General features: G+C 72.5%; 16 protein-coding genes. 3 read left to right on the top strand and 13 right to left on the bottom strand.

Translation table 11 applies throughout. The features are described from left to right. Both OM076_RS42315 and cysS read right to left on the bottom strand, forming a co-directional pair. Window positions 1-207, bottom strand: a 207-nt coding sequence (locus tag OM076_RS42315; protein WP_270046253.1) for a hypothetical protein, incomplete at its 3' end; no start/stop codon positions are given. Next, the gene (gene cysS / locus OM076_RS42310; RefSeq protein WP_270046252.1) at window positions 204-1571 is read right to left on the bottom strand and encodes a cysteine--tRNA ligase; all 1368 of its coding nucleotides are present in this window, start codon (window positions 1569-1571) and stop codon (window positions 204-206) included. The genes cysS and OM076_RS42315, both read right to left, overlap by 4 nt. Window positions 1572-1594: 23 nt before the next feature. Between cysS and OM076_RS42305 the strand changes: the two genes are divergently transcribed. Genes OM076_RS42305 through OM076_RS42295 form a run of 3 tightly spaced genes read left to right on the top strand, consistent with a single transcriptional unit; the run spans window position 1595 to window position 4209 of the window. Continuing rightward, window positions 1595-2812, top strand: a complete 1218-nt coding sequence (locus OM076_RS42305; RefSeq protein WP_270046251.1) for an alpha/beta fold hydrolase — start codon at window positions 1595-1597, stop codon at window positions 2810-2812. Window positions 2813-2833: 21 nt separating this feature from the next. Then, a complete protein-coding gene (locus OM076_RS42300; RefSeq protein WP_270046250.1) occupies window positions 2834-3736 on the top strand; it encodes a lysophospholipid acyltransferase family protein in 903 nt (300 codons plus the stop codon). Further along, window positions 3733-4209 (top strand): SRPBCC family protein, encoded by a 477-nt coding sequence (locus tag OM076_RS42295; RefSeq protein ID WP_270046249.1) that lies wholly within the window; start codon window positions 3733-3735, stop codon window positions 4207-4209. Before OM076_RS42300 ends, OM076_RS42295 begins: the two co-directional genes overlap by 4 nt. On the opposite strand, the gene OM076_RS42290 is transcribed toward OM076_RS42295, so the two are convergent. The 11 genes from OM076_RS42290 to radA all read right to left on the bottom strand — a co-directional run bounded on the left by OM076_RS42290 (window position 4202) and on the right by radA (window position 16543). Beyond that, window positions 4202-5365: a VWA domain-containing protein gene (locus tag OM076_RS42290; protein ID WP_270046248.1), complete on the bottom strand. Its 1164-nt coding sequence runs from the start codon at window positions 5363-5365 to the stop codon at window positions 4202-4204. The two genes, OM076_RS42295 and OM076_RS42290, sit on opposite strands and share 8 nt — an antisense overlap. Beyond that, on the bottom strand, window positions 5355-7514 hold the full coding sequence (locus tag OM076_RS42285; RefSeq protein ID WP_270046247.1) for a DUF5682 family protein: 2160 nt from the start codon (window positions 7512-7514) through the stop codon (window positions 5355-5357). Before OM076_RS42285 ends, OM076_RS42290 begins: the two co-directional genes overlap by 11 nt. After that, entirely contained in the window at window positions 7511-8593 is a 1083-nt protein-coding gene (locus tag OM076_RS42280) for an ATP-binding protein (protein ID WP_270046246.1), read from the bottom strand. The genes OM076_RS42285 and OM076_RS42280 overlap by 4 nt, the downstream gene beginning before the upstream one ends. Further along, a complete protein-coding gene (locus tag OM076_RS42275) occupies window positions 8590-9966 on the bottom strand; it encodes a DUF5691 domain-containing protein (protein ID WP_270046245.1) in 1377 nt (458 codons plus the stop codon). Before OM076_RS42275 ends, OM076_RS42280 begins: the two co-directional genes overlap by 4 nt. An 82-nt stretch (window positions 9967-10048) precedes the next feature. Further along, the gene (locus OM076_RS42270) at window positions 10049-11344 is read right to left on the bottom strand and encodes an SWIM zinc finger family protein (protein WP_270046244.1); all 1296 of its coding nucleotides are present in this window, start codon (window positions 11342-11344) and stop codon (window positions 10049-10051) included. A 6-nt stretch (window positions 11345-11350) separates the two neighbouring features. Next, complete coding sequence (ispF, locus tag OM076_RS42265; protein WP_270046243.1) at window positions 11351-11821, bottom strand: 2-C-methyl-D-erythritol 2,4-cyclodiphosphate synthase; 471 nt, start codon at window positions 11819-11821, stop codon at window positions 11351-11353. Then, the gene (locus OM076_RS42260) at window positions 11818-12648 is read right to left on the bottom strand and encodes a histidinol-phosphatase (RefSeq protein WP_270046242.1); all 831 of its coding nucleotides are present in this window, start codon (window positions 12646-12648) and stop codon (window positions 11818-11820) included. Before OM076_RS42260 ends, ispF begins: the two co-directional genes overlap by 4 nt. A 29-nt stretch (window positions 12649-12677) precedes the next feature. Beyond that, on the bottom strand, window positions 12678-13328 hold the full coding sequence (gene ispD / locus OM076_RS42255; protein ID WP_270046241.1) for a 2-C-methyl-D-erythritol 4-phosphate cytidylyltransferase: 651 nt from the start codon (window positions 13326-13328) through the stop codon (window positions 12678-12680). Window positions 13329-13361: 33 nt separating this feature from the next. Continuing rightward, window positions 13362-13958, bottom strand: coding sequence for a CarD family transcriptional regulator (locus OM076_RS42250; RefSeq protein WP_270046240.1), 597 nt, complete (start codon window positions 13956-13958; stop codon window positions 13362-13364). 28 nt (window positions 13959-13986) lie between these two features. Next, window positions 13987-15099 carry a DNA integrity scanning diadenylate cyclase DisA gene (gene disA / locus OM076_RS42245; RefSeq protein ID WP_270046239.1) on the bottom strand — a complete coding sequence of 371 codons (1113 nt, stop codon included), beginning with the start codon at window positions 15097-15099 and terminating at the stop codon, window positions 13987-13989. A gap of 88 nt (window positions 15100-15187) precedes the next feature. After that, window positions 15188-16543 carry a DNA repair protein RadA gene (radA, locus tag OM076_RS42240; RefSeq protein WP_270046238.1) on the bottom strand — a complete coding sequence of 452 codons (1356 nt, stop codon included), beginning with the start codon at window positions 16541-16543 and terminating at the stop codon, window positions 15188-15190. Window positions 16544-16569 lie beyond the last annotated feature (26 nt).

Raw genomic sequence — 16569 nt, 5'->3', positions numbered from 1 at the left:
GCCGCCACCGCGCGAACCGCCGCCGCTGCCGCCGCGGGAGCCGCCGCTGCCGCGCGACCCGGACCCGCCGCCTCGCGACCCGCCGCTGGAACCGCCGCGCGAGCCGCCGCCGGAACCACCGCGCGACCCGCTGCCGCCGCGTGCTCCGCCGCCGCTCTTTCCGCCCTTGCCGCCGCCTCCGCGCCCGCCGCCGCCGGCAGGGCTCATGACGATCGGACCAGTTCGGGCCCGGTGCCTCCGTCGCGGACTTCCCAGCCCATGGCGCGCAGCTCGTCGCGGAGACGATCCGCCTCGGACCAGTCGCGCGCGGCACGTGCCGCTTCTCGCGCCTCAGCCAGCTCGGCGGCCTCCGGTGGTGCGCCTTCCTCGGCGGCGATCAGGCCCGCCAGGCCGAGTACGTCGAGCATCTCGACGAGATGTGCGTTGCCCACTGCTTCCTCCGACCGATTGGCCTCGCGGATCCATCCATACAGCGACGCCAGTGCCTCGGCGGTGTTGAAGTCATTGCGCAGCGCGGCGAAGAAGGCGTCGCGGTGCGGGGCCAGCGCCTCGGGCGACGGGCCCGCCAGCAAGCGCCGGCCGGCCTCGCGAATGCGGGCCGCGGCGGCGCGGGCGGCGTCCAGCGCGTCGTCGGAGAACGTCAGCGGCTGCCGGTAGTGCCCGGTGCTCATGAACAGCACCAGGACCTCGGGGCCGACGTCGTCGAGCACCTCGGCCAGCCCGCGGATGTTGCCGACCGACTTCGCCATCTTCTCGTTGTCGAGCTCGAGCATCCCGTTGTGCATCCAGATCCGCGCCAGCGGCTCGCCCCGCGCCGCCAGCGTCTGCGCGGCCTCGTTCTCGTGGTGCGGGAAGACGAGGTCGATGCCACCGCCGTGGATGTCGAAGCTCACGCCCAGCAGCGCCTCGGCCATCGCGGAGCACTCGATGTGCCACCCCGGCCGGCCACGGCCCCACGGCGCGTCCCAGGAGGTGTCCTCGCCCTCCTTCCACGCCTTCCAGAGCGCGAAATCCAGCGGATCCTCCTTCAGATCCGCGCCTTCGACGCCCTCGCCCTGGTCCATCTGGTCGAGATCGCGGCGCGAGAGCTCGCCATACCCGTCCACCCCGCGCACGCGGAAGTAGACATCGCCCTCGCACGCGTACGCGCTGCCGTTCTCCAGCAACGTCGAGATCAGCGCGACGATCTGGCCGACGTAGTCCGTCGCCAGCGGCTCGGCGTCCGGCCGGCCCAGCCCGAGCCGGCCGGTGTCGCGCTTGTAGTGCTCGGCCATCTCCTCCGCCAGCTCGCCGGAGGGCTTGCCCGCCTTGCGTGCCGCGTCGTAGATCTTGTCGTTGATGTCGGTGATGTTCCCGACGAACGTGACCCCGTAGCCCTCGTGCTCGAGGAAGCGCTTGAGCTGGGAGAAGACGATGAACGGGCGCGCGTTGCCGACGTGCACCCGCGCATAGACCGTGGGCCCGCAGGCGTAGATCCCCACTTTTTGCGGGTCGCGGGGGTTAAACGGCTGCAGGGACCGGGTTCGGGTGTCGTACAACGTGACGTCGGGCACGTAGCTGAGCGTATCCACCCGCCTGTAGGTAGGGTGCGCGGATGCACGAGCTTTCGGCGCGTGTGGCAGAGGCGTTCCGGTCGCTTCCGTCCCGGTATCTCGGGGCGGAGCCGGGCTTCGACGCCACCTACCACGTCCGGCTCGGCGACATCGGGCGCAGCTGGGAGGTCCGCTGCACCGCGATCGGCGCCCGCGTCCGCGCGGGCGCGAGCAAGCGCGAGCCCGACGTGGTGATCGGCACCGACGCGCACACCTGGCTCCAGCTCAGGGAAGGCGAGATCTCCGGCGTCGAGGCCTTCTCGCAGCGCCGCCTGTACGCGCGCGGCGACCTCGACCTCGCCGTGGGCTTCGAAGGCCTCTTCCGCCTCCCCAGCGGCCGCCCGCCGCTCCTGCGCGTTCACAAGGTCCCCGTCGGCCACCTGAAGATCAGCACGCTCACGATGGGCGAAGGCCCGCACATGCTGCTCCTGCACGGCCTCGGCGCGACGAAGTCGAGCTTCTTCGACACCGCCGCCGCGCTGAGCCGCCGCTACACGGTCCACGCGCTCGACCTTCCCGGCTTCGGCGGCAGCTCCAAGCCGTCCACCGCGCCCTACGGCGCCCCGTACGCGGCCAAGGCCGTGATCGGCACGATGGACGCGCTGGGCATCGAGCGCGCCCACCTCGTCGGCAACAGCATGGGCGGGCGGGTGGCGATCGAGGTCGGTTTGGAGCGGCCGGACCGCGTCGGCGGGATCGCGCTGCTCAGCCCCGCTGTGGCCTTCGTGCGCCGCGACTGGCAGTGGCTCGTGCGCTTCGTCCGGCCGGAGCTCGGCATGCTCCCCCACTCGCTCGGGCGCCAGCGGATCGAGCAGACCTTCTGGGCGCTGTTCGCCGATCGCGACCTCGTCGACCCGAGCGTCGCCGACATCGTCGTCGACGAGTTCGAGCGCATCTACCGCTCGCCGGGCGCGCGGCTGGCGTTCCTGTCCTCCGCCCGCGCCATCTACCTCGAGCCGCCGTTCGGCCGCAAGGGCTTCTACCCGCGGCTCTCGACGCTGGAGCCGCCGGCGCTGTTCGTCTGGGCCTCGCACGACCGGCTGATCCCGGTCGCGTTCCGCCACCACGTCGAGCGCTGGCTGCCCAGCGCGGACCACGTCGTGCTCGACGGCTGCGGCCACGTGCCGCAGGTCGAGCGCCCGGAGCGGACCAACGGACTGCTCGAGCGGTTCTTCGCGCGCGTCGACCCGCTCGGCGGGTCACGCCTGCGCGCGGCCTGACCGGGGTACACGACACTTCAGATGACCGCGACCGCGTCCCGCAACGGCCATGGCGACCCCGAGGCCGTGCGTGAAGCCGCCTCGGGTGGGATCTTCGGCGCCCTCAAGCGCTTCGCGAGCGGCCACGTGCCGGTCGCCGACCTCGACGAGCGCGACCCGGACTACATTCGCGAGACGCTCCCGCGCCTGTGGCTGCTCTCCTCGCTGTGGTTCCGCGGCGAGGTGCGCGGGCTCGGCAACGTGCCCGAGGACGGTCCCGTGCTGCTGGTGGGCAACCACTCCGGCGGCAACCTGACGCCCGACACGACCGTCTTCACGCTCGCCTTCAGCACCTACTTCGGGGTCGAGCGGACCTTCCACCAGCTCGCCCACAACCTCGTGCTCGCGCACCCCGCCTTGTCCTTCCTGCGCAAGTACGGGACGGTCGCGGCGTCGATGGAGAACGCCAAGCGCGCGCTCGACGCCGGCGCCGCCGTGCTCGTGTACCCCGGCGGCGACTACGAGGTCCACCGCCCGTCGTGGGAGCGCAACCGGGTCGACTTCGGCGGCCGCAAGGGCTTCATCCGGCTCGCGATCGAGCAGGACGTGCCGATCGTCCCCGTGGTCGGGATCGGCGGGCAGGAGACGGCGCTGTTCCTCTCGCGCGGCGAGCACCTCGCGAGCGCGTTCAGGCTGGACCGGCTGCTGCGCCTGAAGGTCCTCCCGCTGTCGATCGCGATCCCGTGGGGCCTGAACGTGGGCGACCTGCTGGGTCATATCCCGCTGCCCGCGAAGATCACCGTCGAGGCGCTGCCGCCGATCCACCTGCGGGAGGAGTTCGGCCCGGAGCCGGACGTCGACGAGGTCTACGAGCACGTCGTGCGGGTGATGCAGGAGACACTCGAGGCGCTGGCCGCCGAGCGGCGCTTCCCGGTGATCGGATGAGGATCGCCGAGCACGTCGACGTCCTCGCCCCGCCCGCGATCGTCTGGGAGCAGGTGAGCGACCCGTCGCGGGTGCTGGACTTCTTCGCCGGCGTGACCCGCTGGGAGAGCGTCGGCGGGCCGCGCTCCGGCCTGGGCGCCCGCTACCGGATGCTGATGCGGGTCGGGTCGGCCGAGGTGGGCGGGCTGATCGAGGTGGTCGAGTTCTCGCCCGAGCGCGACCTGGCCTGGCACTCGGTGACCGGGATCGACCAGCGCGGGCGCTGGCGGGTGCGATCTCGCGGGGAGTGCACGCGGGTCGAGCTGCGGATCCAGTTCGGCGCGCCCGGGGGCCTCTGGGGCTGGGTCTCGGAGCAGTTCGCGGCGCCGATCGTGCGCGGGAACGTGCGACGGACGCTCTCGCAGCTCAAGCGCGCGGTCGAGCACGAGCGGGTGCGGGCCGAAGCGGCCCGCCGCAGGGCAGCCGCTAAGTAACGCTGATCCCCTCGTCCGCCGCCCACGCGTTGACGTCGCGGCCTTCGAGCGCCGCGGCCAGCATGTCGGGGAAGCGATCCGGGGTGCAGGCGAAGACGGGCGCGCCGAGCGAGGCGACCTGGGCCGCGAGCTCGTGGTCGTAGCCGGGCGCGCCGTCGTCGGAGAGCGCCAGCAGGACGATCAACCGCACGCCGGAGCGGATCAGGCTCGCCGCGCGACGCAGCATCGAGTCCTGATCGCCGCCTTCGTAGAGGTCGGTGATCAGGATCAGGACGGTCTTCGCGGGGTGGGTGACGAGGGTCTGGCAGTAGCCGAGCGCCTGGTCGATGTCGGTCCCGCCGCCGAGCTGGATGCCGAAGAGGACGTCGACCGGGTCGCCGAGCTCGTCGGTCAGGTCGACCACCGCCGTGTCGAAGGCGATCACCTTGGTCTGCAGCGTCGGCAGCGAGGCGAGCGAGGCGCCGAGCACGCCCGCGTGGACCACGGACGCGGCCATGCTCCCGCTCTGGTCGAGGCAGAGGATCAGCTCCGCCGCCAACGATCTGCGTCTCCGGCCGTGACCGACGAGCCGCTCGGGGATGACCGTGCGGTGCTCGGGCTGGTAGTGGCGCAGGTTGGCCCGGATCGTGCGGTCCCAGTCGATCTCGCTGTGGCGGGGGCGGGTCGTGCGGCTGCTGCGGTCCAGCGCGCCGCGCGCCGCCGCGCGCGTGCGGTCCGCGAGCCGCCGCTCGATGTCACGCACGACCTCGCGGACGATGTTGCGCGCCACCTGCCGGCTCGCCTCGGGCAGCGCGTCGCGCAGGCTCATCAGCGTGGCGGCGAGGTGCACGTCGGGCGTGACGTTCTCGAGCACCTCGGGCTCGAGCAGGAGCCGGTGGATGCCGAGCCGGTCGATCGCGTCCTGCTGGACCACCCGCACGACGCCGGACGGGAAGTGCGCGCGCAGCTCCCCGAGCCAGCGGGCGACCACCGGCGCGGACTTGCCCAGGTCGCCGGCGCGTTCGCCATAGACCGCGGCCAGCGCGCCGTCCACCGCCCGGTCGTCGCCGCTGAGCTCAAGACCTGTCCCCTCGGCCTCCTCGCCGCCGAGCACGAGCCGCCAGCGCCGCAGCCGCTCGTCGCCAACATAAAGGGGCCTGTCCCCTTTAGGTTCCACCGAGCAACCTCGCGACCGTCTCCAGGGCGGGCCGCGCGGCCTCCACGTCGAGGTCCTGAAAATAAAGGGGACTGTCCCCTTTAGGTTGGCGGAGGCGTTCGCCGAGGCGGCGGCGCTCGCCCGCGGGGAGGGCGGAGAAGGCTCTTCTCAGCAGCGGGAGAACGTTGGTGAACGCGTCGGGGGCGACGGTGGCGATCCAGCTGTCGAGGATGGTGAGCAACTCGGCGTCGTGGACGAGCACGAGGCCGGAGGTGCCGATGAAGCCTTCGATCCAGCTCGCGCCGCGCTCGGGGTCCTCGCCGGGGCTGAGCGCGCGGGACATCGGTTTGGACGGTTCGAGCACGCCCGCGTCGTGCAGGAGGCGGGTGGCGCGGCCGGCGAGCGTGCCCGGGAGCCGGTCGCCCTCGGAGACGCGTCTGAGCGCCTCGCGCCACGCTCGGGTGAGCTCCTCGTCCTGCAGGAGCGCGAGCGCGGCGTTGACGCCGTCGACGGCGCTCGCCAATCGCGCGCCGGTCTCCTCGTCCGCGCCCACACCCGCTCCGGGGAGCCCGATCGCGACCCGCAGGACGATGCCTCTGAGAACCCGCGCGACGGAGGAGGTGTCCGACCCGCGGACGTCGCCGTAGCGCAGGATGCCCGCCAGCGGCGGGACGGCGGCCATCAGGTCGGCCGTGTCACGGTCCAGTGCGGCGCGGTCGGCGAGAGCCTGCAGGACCGCTTCGAGGGCGTCCGGGAGGTCGGCGAGCAGGACGGCGTCGGCGAGCGTGGCGAGGGCGCCGACACTGTCCTCCTCCGTCGCGCGTGCTTTGACCCGTGCGGCCGCGGCGGCGTGAACGGTGGTGCCCCAGCGGCCAGCGTGGATCAGCTCCAGCGCCAGCTCCGGGTACCACTCCAGCCGGAAGGCCTCCTTGAACGTGCCCTGCCCACGGCTCGCGGTCGGCGAACCCCACGGCACCCCGAGCAGGTTGAGCCGGTGCAGCAGCCGGGAGCGCTCGCGGTCGTTGGCGCGCCGCAGGTCGAGCGTGACCTCCTTGACCTGCGCCTCGGGCTTCAGGCGGAGCCGTCTTTGCAGCCGGGAGACGTCCTGCTGGAGCGGGACCATCGGCGTGTCCTCGGGGACCTCGCCCAAGCGGTGACCGACGACCAGCTCGGCTCTAACGAGCGCGAGTGGCACGTCGCTGCCATGACACAACACGGCGCGTGTGGCATCGAGCAGCTCGTCCAGGCCGGCCAACGGGCGATCACGGATGCCGGCGAGTGACATCGCGAGGCGCGCGGCGTCCACCACCTGCGCGGCTGAGGCATCGAGACCCTCGGCACGCAGCAGCTGCGCGGCGCGGCTGAGCCAGCGCGGGATCGGATCGTCGGCCTCGTCGAAGAGCTGGTCGTACCAGGCGGGCGAGTCGACGCCGGCGCCGTAGCCGGACTCGCGGGCGAGGAGGCCGTACGTCCACGGGACCCAGGTGGCTGCGACCTTGACCTTCGGGAGGCCCTTCAGGGTTCGTTGGTCCGGCGCGGCGGGGCCGAGGTCGGTGAGCGCGGGCGCGTGCCAGGCGCCGCAGACGATCGCGACGTTCTCGGCGCTCTTGGTCGCGGCGCGGATCGACTGCCGCATGAACGCCTCGCGGCGCTCCTCGGACGGGTCGTGCTCGGGGAAGGCCTCGCGCAAAGCGGCCATCGCTTCGGTGACGGCCTCGAACGCGTCGCCCTCGCGGCGGGACTCGACGACGTCCTCCCACCAGCGCTCGGGGTCGCCGTGGCCCGCGACCTCGGCGAGGGCGGCGAGCGGGTCGGTCCGGATGCGGGCGCGCGGTTCGCGCTCGCCGCGGTCGGCCATCTTGTTCGCCGCCGGCAGGTCCATGAAGCGGACGGGGACGTCATGCGCGAGCGCGTGCCGGATCGCCCGCCACTCGGGCGAGAAGCGGGCGAACGGGTAGAACGCGGCGCGGGCGGGTTCGTCGGGGACGTAGGTGAGCAGCGCGACGGGCGGCGCCATGTCCTCCCGCGCGGCGAGCTCGATCAGCGCGTCGGCCTCCGGCGGACCCTCGATCAGGACCGTGTCGGGCTGCAGCTGGACAAGCGCTCGTTCCAGCGAGCGGGCCGACCCGGGTCCGTGATGGCGGATCCCGAAGACGGTGTGCTGTGTCACAGCGCGCGGCAGGCTCGGTACAGCGCGCCCCAGCCGTCGCGCTCGCGCACGACCGCCTCGAGGTACTCCTGCCAGATCACCCTGTCCTGGACGGGGTCCTGGACCACCGCGCCGGTCAGGCCGCCCGCGAGGTCCTCAGGCGACAGCGAGCCGTCGCCGAAGTGGGTGGCGAGCGCGAGCCCGTTGGTGACGACGCTGATCGCCTCGGCGGTGCTCAGGGTGCCCGACGGCGACTTGAGCTTCGTGCGCCCGTCCTCGGTGACGCCCGAGCGCAGCTCCCGGAAGATCGTCACGACCCGTCTGATCTCCTCGAGGGCGGAGGTCGCGGGTGGGAGCTCGAGCGTCGCGCCGACGGCGTCGAGCCGCAGCTTGACGATCTCGACCTCCTCGTCGGCGCTGTCGGGCAGCGGGAGCACGACGGTGTTGAACCGCCGGCGCATGGCGCTCGACAGGTCGTTGACGCCGCGGTCACGATCGTTGGCGGTCGCGATCACGTTGAAGCCCTGGACGGCCTGGACCTCTTCGTCGAGCTCGGGGATCGGCAGCGTCTTCTCGGACAGGATCGTGATCAGCGCGTCCTGGACGTCGGACGGGATGCGCGTCAGCTCCTCGACGCGGGCGATCTTCCCGGCCTGCATCGCGCGGAACACCGGGCCAGGGACGAGCGCGTCCCGGGACGGCCCGTCGGCGAGCAGGCGGGCGTAGTTCCAGCCATAGCGCAGCGCCTCCTCCGGCGTTCCCGCGGTGCCCTGCACCACCAGCGTGCTGTCGCCGGAGACGGCCGCCGAGAGGTGCTCGGACATCCACGTCTTGGCCGTGCCGGGGACGCCGAGGAGCAGGAGCGCGCGGTCGGTGGCGAGCGTGGCGACCGCCAGCTCGACCAGGCGGCGCTTGCCGACGTACTTCGGCGTGATCGTGACGCCGTCGGCCTCGCCGCCGAGCAGGTAGGTGGTCACCGCCCACGGCGACAGCCGCCAGCGCGGCGGGCGGGGCCGTTCATCGACCCGCTCGAGCGCCGCCAGCTCCTCTTGGTAGAGCTGCTCGGCGTGGGGCCGCAGGAGTGGCGTCTCGGCGGTCACGACAGCTCGCGCAGCATGGCAGCCCGGGCAGTCAGGATGTCGCACAGCCGCCGCAGGTCGCGCCCACCGAGGTCGCGCAGCCGCTCCTCGGCCTCGGTGGAGAAGGCCGGATCGAGCCGGTACCCGGCGAACTCGGCGTCCGCCCCCCGCTCGCCCGCGGTGCGCCGCTGGTGGATCGCGTCGATGACCGCCTTGGAGAGCGTCGCGCCCCATTGCCCGGTGAGCGCCGTGGCGGCCACGTCGGGCTGATCGGCCCTGGCCGCGAGCGCCTCGCCCTCGTCCCGCGGGAGGGCGACGAGCAGCGCCGGGTCGGGATGCACGGCCCACAGCGCCCGCGCCCACTCGGCGTCGCGCTGCGCGACCGCGGCGGCCGCCCACCCACCGCGCACGACGCCGGCGAGATCGTCGCCCACGGGGAGCTCCGCCAGCTCGAGCTCCCACGTGTTCAGCGGCGTCGCCGCGAGGAGGGCGTGCAGACGTTCGGAACGGCGCCCGCCCGACGGCACCCCATCGCGTTTGGCCGCCGCGTCGGGCTCTGACGGCAGTTCGACGACGATCCGGCGGCCGCGCAGGCGACCTCCCTCGACGTGCAGGAGCGGAGCGGCGCGGGCGGCCATGCGGGCGCCGAAGCGGGACCGCGGCAGGCCGGCGAGGAGGAACGCGGCGGCGTCGCGGACCGGCTTGCGGCGGTCGTCCAGCGCCGCCTCGAGGAGCGGTTCGTCCTCGTCGGAGAGGCCGTGCGCGAGTGCGGCGACGAACGCCGCGCGGTCCTCCCAGGTCTCCTCGGCAAACGTGTGCGCGAGGAGGTCGCGACCCACCGCCGGGTCGGCACGGCGCAGACGTTCCAGCAGCGCGCGTCGCTCCTCACTCGCGCCCTGCGCCCAGACCTCGTCGACGTCGTCTCCGGCGCCGCGGACGAACGCCCAGCTCGGGTTGCGCTCGGCCAGCCAGCGACCCAGCGGGCCGCCGGCCTCCCCAACGGCGGCGTGCAGCGCCGGATTGAGCGCGGCGTGGTTGAGCAGAGCCGGAACGAGCTCCGGCGGCGGCCGCAGCCCGCGTTCGGCGGCCAGCGCCAGCCACTCCCCGAGCAGCGACGGGTGCACGCCTTCGAGACGGTCGCGCAGCGAAGTGCCGGGCGCGACCGGGCGTGGATCATCGTCGGCCGGGTCGACCTCGACCCGCTCGCCCGCGACCGCACCCGCCCGCCGGGCGACGGTCCACGCCGCCGCCGCGCCCAGCAGCCGATCCTCGGCCCCGCGCTCGCGCAACGCGACCTCCAACCCGTCGGGCGACCCCTCAGGCACGCCCGCCTCGACCGGCCGCCGATCGGTGCCGATCAGCGCCGCGGCCACGAGCTCGTCCCACCCGCTCATCGCACCACGCACCGCGCGGGGGGTGCCCCGGCTCGGTTTCGCCCGGCGAGGGTTTCTCGGGGCACCCCTCCCCGCGACGTCCTCACAGCGCCACCGTCCGCACGCCGTCGCCCGCCGCCAACGGCGTCAAGGCGGCGCCGTCCCAGAGGCCGAACAGCGACACCGGGCGCCCGCCGGACATCGCCAGCAACCGCCACCGTGAGGCGCTCGAGCCGCCCAGGGGCAGCGCGCCGTCCTCCGCCGCGGCGGTCCACGCGCCGCCCTCGCGCCCGTCGATCACGGCGGACGCCAGCACGACCGGCCATTCCTCGAGCCAGGGGTTCAACGCGACCGCAGAAGCCACGGAGCGCAGCGCCTCACCCGCCCCGCCCGAGCCGAACGTCCCCGGCGCGCCAGAGACCTCGCCCGGCGAGTCCAGCAGCGCCCGCAGCGGCGTCGCGCTCGGGTGAAACGCCAGCGCCGCCTCGAACGCCATCCCCGGCGCCGGCCGTGGCTCAAGCGGCGCGCCCGGCGGCGCGAAATCCAGCAGCAGCGCAGGCCGGCCGGTCGACAGGCCCCACAGCCACGTGCGCTGGACCCGCAGCCGCTCCTGTTCGATCACCACGCGCGCGAGCACCACCCACCGGTCGGAGACCCGCGGGCCGGCGAGGACCTCTTCGCGGCCGACGTTCCAGCCCAGCAACGCCCGCACGTCCTCCCGCACCGGTCCGTCGGCCCGGGCGAACGCCTCACACAGCAGGTGCAGCAGCCCCAGTCCGCTCAGCAGGCGCTCCGGCCAGCCGTCCGGCCGCCCCGCCGCGACCCCGCCCAGCGACCGGAGCCGGGAGGCCGCGCCGGGCGCCTGCGCGTCGACCAGCCGAGCGGCGAACGCGTCCCACTCGTCCCACGCGCGCAGCCGCCCAGCGCCGAGCCCGCCGCGGACGGCGTCGCGCAGCCAGCGCTGGAGATCCTCGACCCCGGCCGCCACCCGCGCCTCGCGCTCAAGCGCCCGCCGAGCGGCCGCCTCCGGGTCGCGCGGCGGCTCTCCCGGAGCGGGCCGTGACGCCGCGCGCTCGACCCGTTCCTCGCGGGACGCGAGCCACTCGGCCACCCACGGAGGCTCCGGCCCCGCCGCCGCGTCCCCGCCCACCCACAGCAGCAGCAGCGCCAGCGCGTGCTTGCAGGGGAACTTCCGCGACGGGCAGGAGCACTTGAACGCCGGACCGGAGAGATCGACTTGCGCCTGGTAGGGCCGCGAGCCGGAGCCCTTGCACAGCCCCCAGACCGCCCGCTCGTCGAACCCGACCTCCGACCACGGGCCGGGCCGGGCGAGCTTGCGCGCGGCGGTGACGGACGCCCCGTCCGGCGCGAGCCCCTCGACCGTCTCCGCCGACCACACCACGAGCTAGGCGCCGGCGCGCTCCAGCGTCGCCACGGCCAGCGCGGCCACGCCCTCCTCGCGGCCGACGAAGCCCATCTTCTCGCCGGTCGTCGCCTTCACGTGCACCGAGCCGCCGACGGCCGCGGACAACCGCTCCATCATCGTGACCCGGTGTGGGGCGAGCTTCGGGCGCTCGAGCATCACGGTCGCGTCGACGTGCTCGACCCGCCAGCCCTCGGCCGCGACGCGGCGCACGATCTCCCGCAGCAGTGCGATCGAATCCGCGCCCCGCCACTGCTCGTCGGTGTCGGGGAAGTGGGTGCCGATGTCCCCCATCGAGGCCGCGCCGAGGATCGCGTCGGTGATCGCGTGGGCGAGCACGTCGGCGTCGGAGTGGCCGTCGAGCCCGCGGTCGTGCGGGATCTCGACGCCTCCAAGGATCAGCGGGCGCCCGGCCGCGAACCGATGCGAGTCGATCCCCAGCCCGGTCCTCACCCCAGCGGCTCCATCCGCCGCACGCGCTTCTCGAACACCGCGATCTCGGTCACACCGCACTCCGACAGCAGCTTCACGGCTTCCTCGTACCCGAACGCCAGGTGCTCAGGCCGGTGCGCGTCCGACGACAGCGCGATCGGGATGCCCGCGTCGACCGCCATCTCGAGCATCCCCCGCGCCGGGTAGATCTCGCCCACCGGCTTGCGCAACCCGGCGGTGGAGAGCTCCATCGCGACGTTCGCGTCGAGCATCGCCTCGATCGCCGGCTCGTAGTAGAACCGCGGGTCCTTCGATGGAGCCGGCCGGGCGGAGCCCCAGATCTTGACGAGATCCGGGTGGGTGATGACGTCGAAGAGACCGGTCAGCGCGGACTCGGCGAGCGCGTCGAAGTAGCGCTGCCAGATCCGCTCGGCGGTGGACTCGTGGCGCCAGATGTCGGTCTCGTCGTCGAAGTCGACGGCGTACTCGCCGAGGAAGTGCACCGAGCCGAGGATGTAGTCCCACTCGTAGCGCTCGAGCAGGTTCCCCATCCGGTCCTCGGTGCCGCGGATGTAGTCCGCTTCGATGCCGAGCCGGAGGTCGGTCTCCTCGCGGACGAACCCGACGTAACGATCGAGGTCGTCGATGGCGCTCTGGCGCCAGAACGGGTGCTGCCAGACGTCGAGGGCCGCCGTGAAGCGGTGGATGTGCTCGGAGACGCCGAGCTCCTCTACTCCCCGCTCGGCAGCGGTCTCGCGGTAGCGCTCGGCATTGCCCGGCGTGAAGTAGTTGGCGGCGAAGGTGCCGGGGTCATCTGGGCGGAGATGAACGTGATAGTCAGTCAACATGCGCGTGCGTCAGGATCGCACGCGCCGCTTCAGCCGCGCTGGCGCAGGAGCAGCTCGGCCACCTGCAGGTCGTGCGGCGTCGTGATCTTGAAGTTCGCGGGCGATGACTCGACGACCCGCACGGTGCCTCCGGCGCGCTCGACGAGCCAGGCGTCGTCGGTGGCGCGGGCGAGGATCGCGGCGTCGACGGACAGGGCCGCCTGCAACGCCTCGCGGCGGAAGGCCTGGGGCGTCTGGACCGCCCACAGCTTCGAACGGTCGAGCGTGGCGACGACGGCGCCGTCGGGGTCCGCCTCCTTGACCGTGTCGGTGACCCGCGCGGCGGCGATCGCGCAGTCCGCGTGCTCCAGCGCGGCCAGCACGTCCGCGAACAGCGACGGCGGGACCAGCGGCCGGGCCGCGTCGTGGACCACGATCGGGCCCGAGCCGGGAGCCGCCGCCAAGGCGGCGCCCACGGACTCGCTGCGCGTCGCGCCGCCGCGCACGCCGATCACGCCCGCGGGCGCGACCGCGCCGTCAGGCAGCGCGACCACGATGTCGCCGATCCCCGCCGCCCGCAGCGCTTCGAGCGACCACTCGAGCATCGGGCGGCCCGCGACCTCTACGAAGGCCTTCGGGATCGATGCGCCGAGCCGCGAGCCGCTGCCGGCGGCGACGAGGAGTCCAACGGGCCCCGACACACCGTAAGGCGAGTGAATCGGGGCCGGAATGCGTTAGTCGAGCGTCGTACCCGCGGCCGCGAGCTGCTCAGCGGTGCGCAGGAGGATCTCGTCGAGGTAGGCCTCGGCCTCTTCCTCTGACTTCTCGAGGGCGTACATCATCTCCGAGGCCAGGATCTTCTTGGCCCGCGTGTACATCTGCTTCTCGCCCGTCGAGAGGCCCTTGTCCTGCTCGCGCACGGCGAGATTACGGACGACCTCGGCGAGTTCATAGATGTCGCCGGTCTTGATCTTGTCCCGGTTGTGCTTGAAGCGCCGGTTCCAGTTCTTCGGCATTTCAGACACGTCGTCGGCAAGAACGGCCAGGACCTTCTTGACGGTGTCCTCGTCGATCACGCGACGCAGGCCGGCCTTGCCGGCGTTCTGGCACGGGACCATGACGGTCATGTCGTTGTGGAGGATCTTGATCGTGAGGTACTCGCGTACCTCGCCGAGGATGTTCTTCTCTTCCTTCTTGACCACCTGGCCGGCCCCATGATGGGGGTAGACCACGTTGTCGCCGATCTCGAAATCGATATTGACGATTTCGCGCTCGATCTCGAGATCTTCGATCTCCAGGGCTGTCTCGGGAATCGTGTCCTCCTTCGTCATGACCCGTTTACGGGCCGTGCTACGTGGTTCAAGTTTGCAGGTACCGGTCCACGAGATTGATCTCCTGTAGACGGCGAAGACCCTCGCGGATGTCCTTCGCCCGGATCTCTCCCACACCCTCGACCGATTCCAGCTCGGGGTCCGTCGCGGCGAGGATCTCGTCCAACCCGCGGAACTCGCGCACGATGTTCTGCACCACCAGCTTGGGAAGCCGGGGGATGCGGCCCAGGATGCGGTAGCCGCGGGGCGAGACGGGATAGTCCAGGGTGTTGACCTTGCGGTCGTAGCCGAGCAACTCGGCGAGACGGCCGAAGTCCAACAGGTCCTGGTGGGGAAGTCTTGAGATGCCGTCCAGCGCGACGGCGAACGCGTCGTCGACCGGATCGGCGATGTAGTCGTGCAGCAGCGCGGCCTTGTCGCCCGCGACGCCCACCATCGTCTCCTCGAGCTGCATCTCGATCAGCCGGCCTTCGGTGCCGAGCTCGACGATGTAGCGCTCGATCTCCACGGCCATGCGGGTCACCAGCTCCGCGCGCTGGAGCACCGTCAGCACGTCGTGGAGCGTGACGCCGCCCTCGAACTCGAGCGCGGTCAGGCGGGTGGAGACCTGGTCCAGGCGGGTGCGGTACTTGTCCAGCGTCGCGAGGGCCTGGTTGGCCTTGGCGAGCACCGCCGGGATCTCCTCGAGGATGTACTTCGCGCCGTCGACATAGAGCGAGACGACGTCGCGGCGCTGCGAAACCGCGATCACCAGCGCGTCGGTCTGCTTGGAGATGCGCTCGGCGGTGCGGTGGCGCGTGCCGGTCTCCGACGTGAGAATCGTCGGGTCAGGCATCAGTTGGACGTTGCACCACGCGATCTTCGTCGCGTTGGCGTTCAGCGCGATCGCGCCGTCCATCTTCGCGAGCTGATAGACCAGTGCTGGGGTGTAGTCGATGTCCAGCCGGATGCCGCCGGAGAAGAGGAACGCCAGCTCGTCCGTGTCACCGATGACGATCAGGCCGCCGGTGCGGGCGTGGACGATGTTGTCGATCCCCTCGCGCACCGCGGTACCGGGGGCGACCATCTCCAATGCCTTCACCAACCGGGGCTCCTGCCGCGCTTCGAGCTCATTGAGCTCTTCCCCTGATCGCGGCTGCATCACGTGTTGATTCTAGCAGTTGCTTAAGCGGCATTTAGCCCAGGTTTTCCCTGGTATAGAGCCAAAACCACGCCTTGACGAAACGCGATCAGGCTGCTACGCGGGAAGCCGGTGCACCCAACGCGGCCCGCACGGCGGCCCGCAATGTCGGGGTTTCTGGACCGGGCTGGACAACAGGTCCGAGTCCGAACTTCTTCGCTTCGGCCAAGCGCCGGTCGGGATGACCCACCGACCGCAGCTCTCCGGTCAGCCCGACCTCCCCGAAGCACGCCAGCGGCGTCTGCTCTGAGCCGACCGTGATCCCGCGCACGGCACTCGCGACGGCCAGCGCGACCGCGAGGTCGGCCCCCGGCTCGTCCACCCGCACCCCGCCCGCGACGTTGACGAAGACATCGGCGGATCCCGCACCGATTCCGGCGTGGCGGGCGAGGACGGCGAGCACCAGCGCCAGGCGATTGCGGTCGATCCCGTTGCACACCCGCCGCGGCGGGACCAGCTCACTCGGCGACACGAGCGCCTGGACCTCGACCAGCAGCGGGCGCGAGCCCTCCATCGCGGCCAGCACGACGCTCCCCGGCGCCCGCGTGGCCTCGCTGACGAAGCGAGCGCTCGCGTCCTGGACCTCCACCAGGCCGCCGGACTTCATCTCGAACACGCCGACGTCGTTGGTCGAGCCGAACCGGTTCTTCAAGGCCCGCAGCGTCCGGTACGTCCGCTCGCGCTCGCCCTCGAACTGCAGCACGCAGTCGACGAGGTGCTCGAGCACCCGCGGGCCGGCCAGCGCGCCCTCCTTGGTCACGTGACCCACGAGCAGCACCGCGATCCCCCGCGCCTTGGCCAGCCGCGTGATCCGGTCCGCGACCTCGCGCACCTGGCCGACGCTGCCCGACGCCCCGGTGAGGTCGGCCGCGTGCAGCGTCTGCACCGAGTCGATCACGCACACCTCGGGCCGCTCGGCCTCCATCGTGGCCAGCACCGTGTCGAGGTCGGTCTCGGCCAGCACCGGCACCTGCAGCGCCGCCCCCGGGAGCCGCTCGGCCCGCAGCCGGATCTGCGCCGCCGACTCCTCCCCGGAGACGTAGAGCGTCCGGCGACCGGCGCCCTCGAGGTTGCCGAGCGCCATCGAGGTGAGCGTCGACTTGCCGATGCCGGGCGACCCGCCGATCAGCACGAGCGAGCCGGGCACGAGGCCGCCGCCGAGGATCCGGTCCAGCTCGCCGATCCCGGTCTGCAGCCGCTCGTAGCGCTGCGCCTGGACGTCGGCGAGGCGAAGCGGCTTGGACGCGGCGCGGGGCGTGGGCGCGCCGGCCTTGCCGGCCGGTGACTTCGCGCGGGTCTCCTCGTTGAGCGTGTTCCACTCCCCGCAGCCGGGGCATTGGCCCATCCAGCGCGGGGTTTCGGCGGCGCACGCGGAACAGACGAAGACGGTGGTGGGACGGGCCATGGGTCTGTTGACGGTAGGCGGGGGGT

The organism is Solirubrobacter ginsenosidimutans, from assembly GCF_027587205.1.
The sequence above is the reverse complement of the archived record's forward strand: the minus strand, read 5'-3'. Positions and strand labels throughout refer to the sequence as shown.

Coding starts and splice junctions, on each gene's coding strand:
- OM076_RS42305 (WP_270046251.1), top strand. CDS start 1,595: ATGCACGAGCTTTCGGCGCGTGTGGCAGAGGCGTTCCGGTCGCTTCCG.
- OM076_RS42300 (WP_270046250.1), top strand. CDS start 2,834: ATGACCGCGACCGCGTCCCGCAACGGCCATGGCGACCCCGAGGCCGTG.
- OM076_RS42295 (WP_270046249.1), top strand. CDS start 3,733: ATGAGGATCGCCGAGCACGTCGACGTCCTCGCCCCGCCCGCGATCGTC.
- OM076_RS42275 (WP_270046245.1), bottom strand. CDS start 9,966: ATGAGCGGGTGGGACGAGCTCGTGGCCGCGGCGCTGATCGGCACCGAT.
- OM076_RS42260 (WP_270046242.1), bottom strand. CDS start 12,648: ATGTTGACTGACTATCACGTTCATCTCCGCCCAGATGACCCCGGCACC.
- OM076_RS42250 (WP_270046240.1), bottom strand. CDS start 13,958: ATGACGAAGGAGGACACGATTCCCGAGACAGCCCTGGAGATCGAAGAT.
- disA (WP_270046239.1), bottom strand. CDS start 15,099: ATGCAGCCGCGATCAGGGGAAGAGCTCAATGAGCTCGAAGCGCGGCAG.
- radA (WP_270046238.1), bottom strand. CDS start 16,543: ATGGCCCGTCCCACCACCGTCTTCGTCTGTTCCGCGTGCGCCGCCGAA.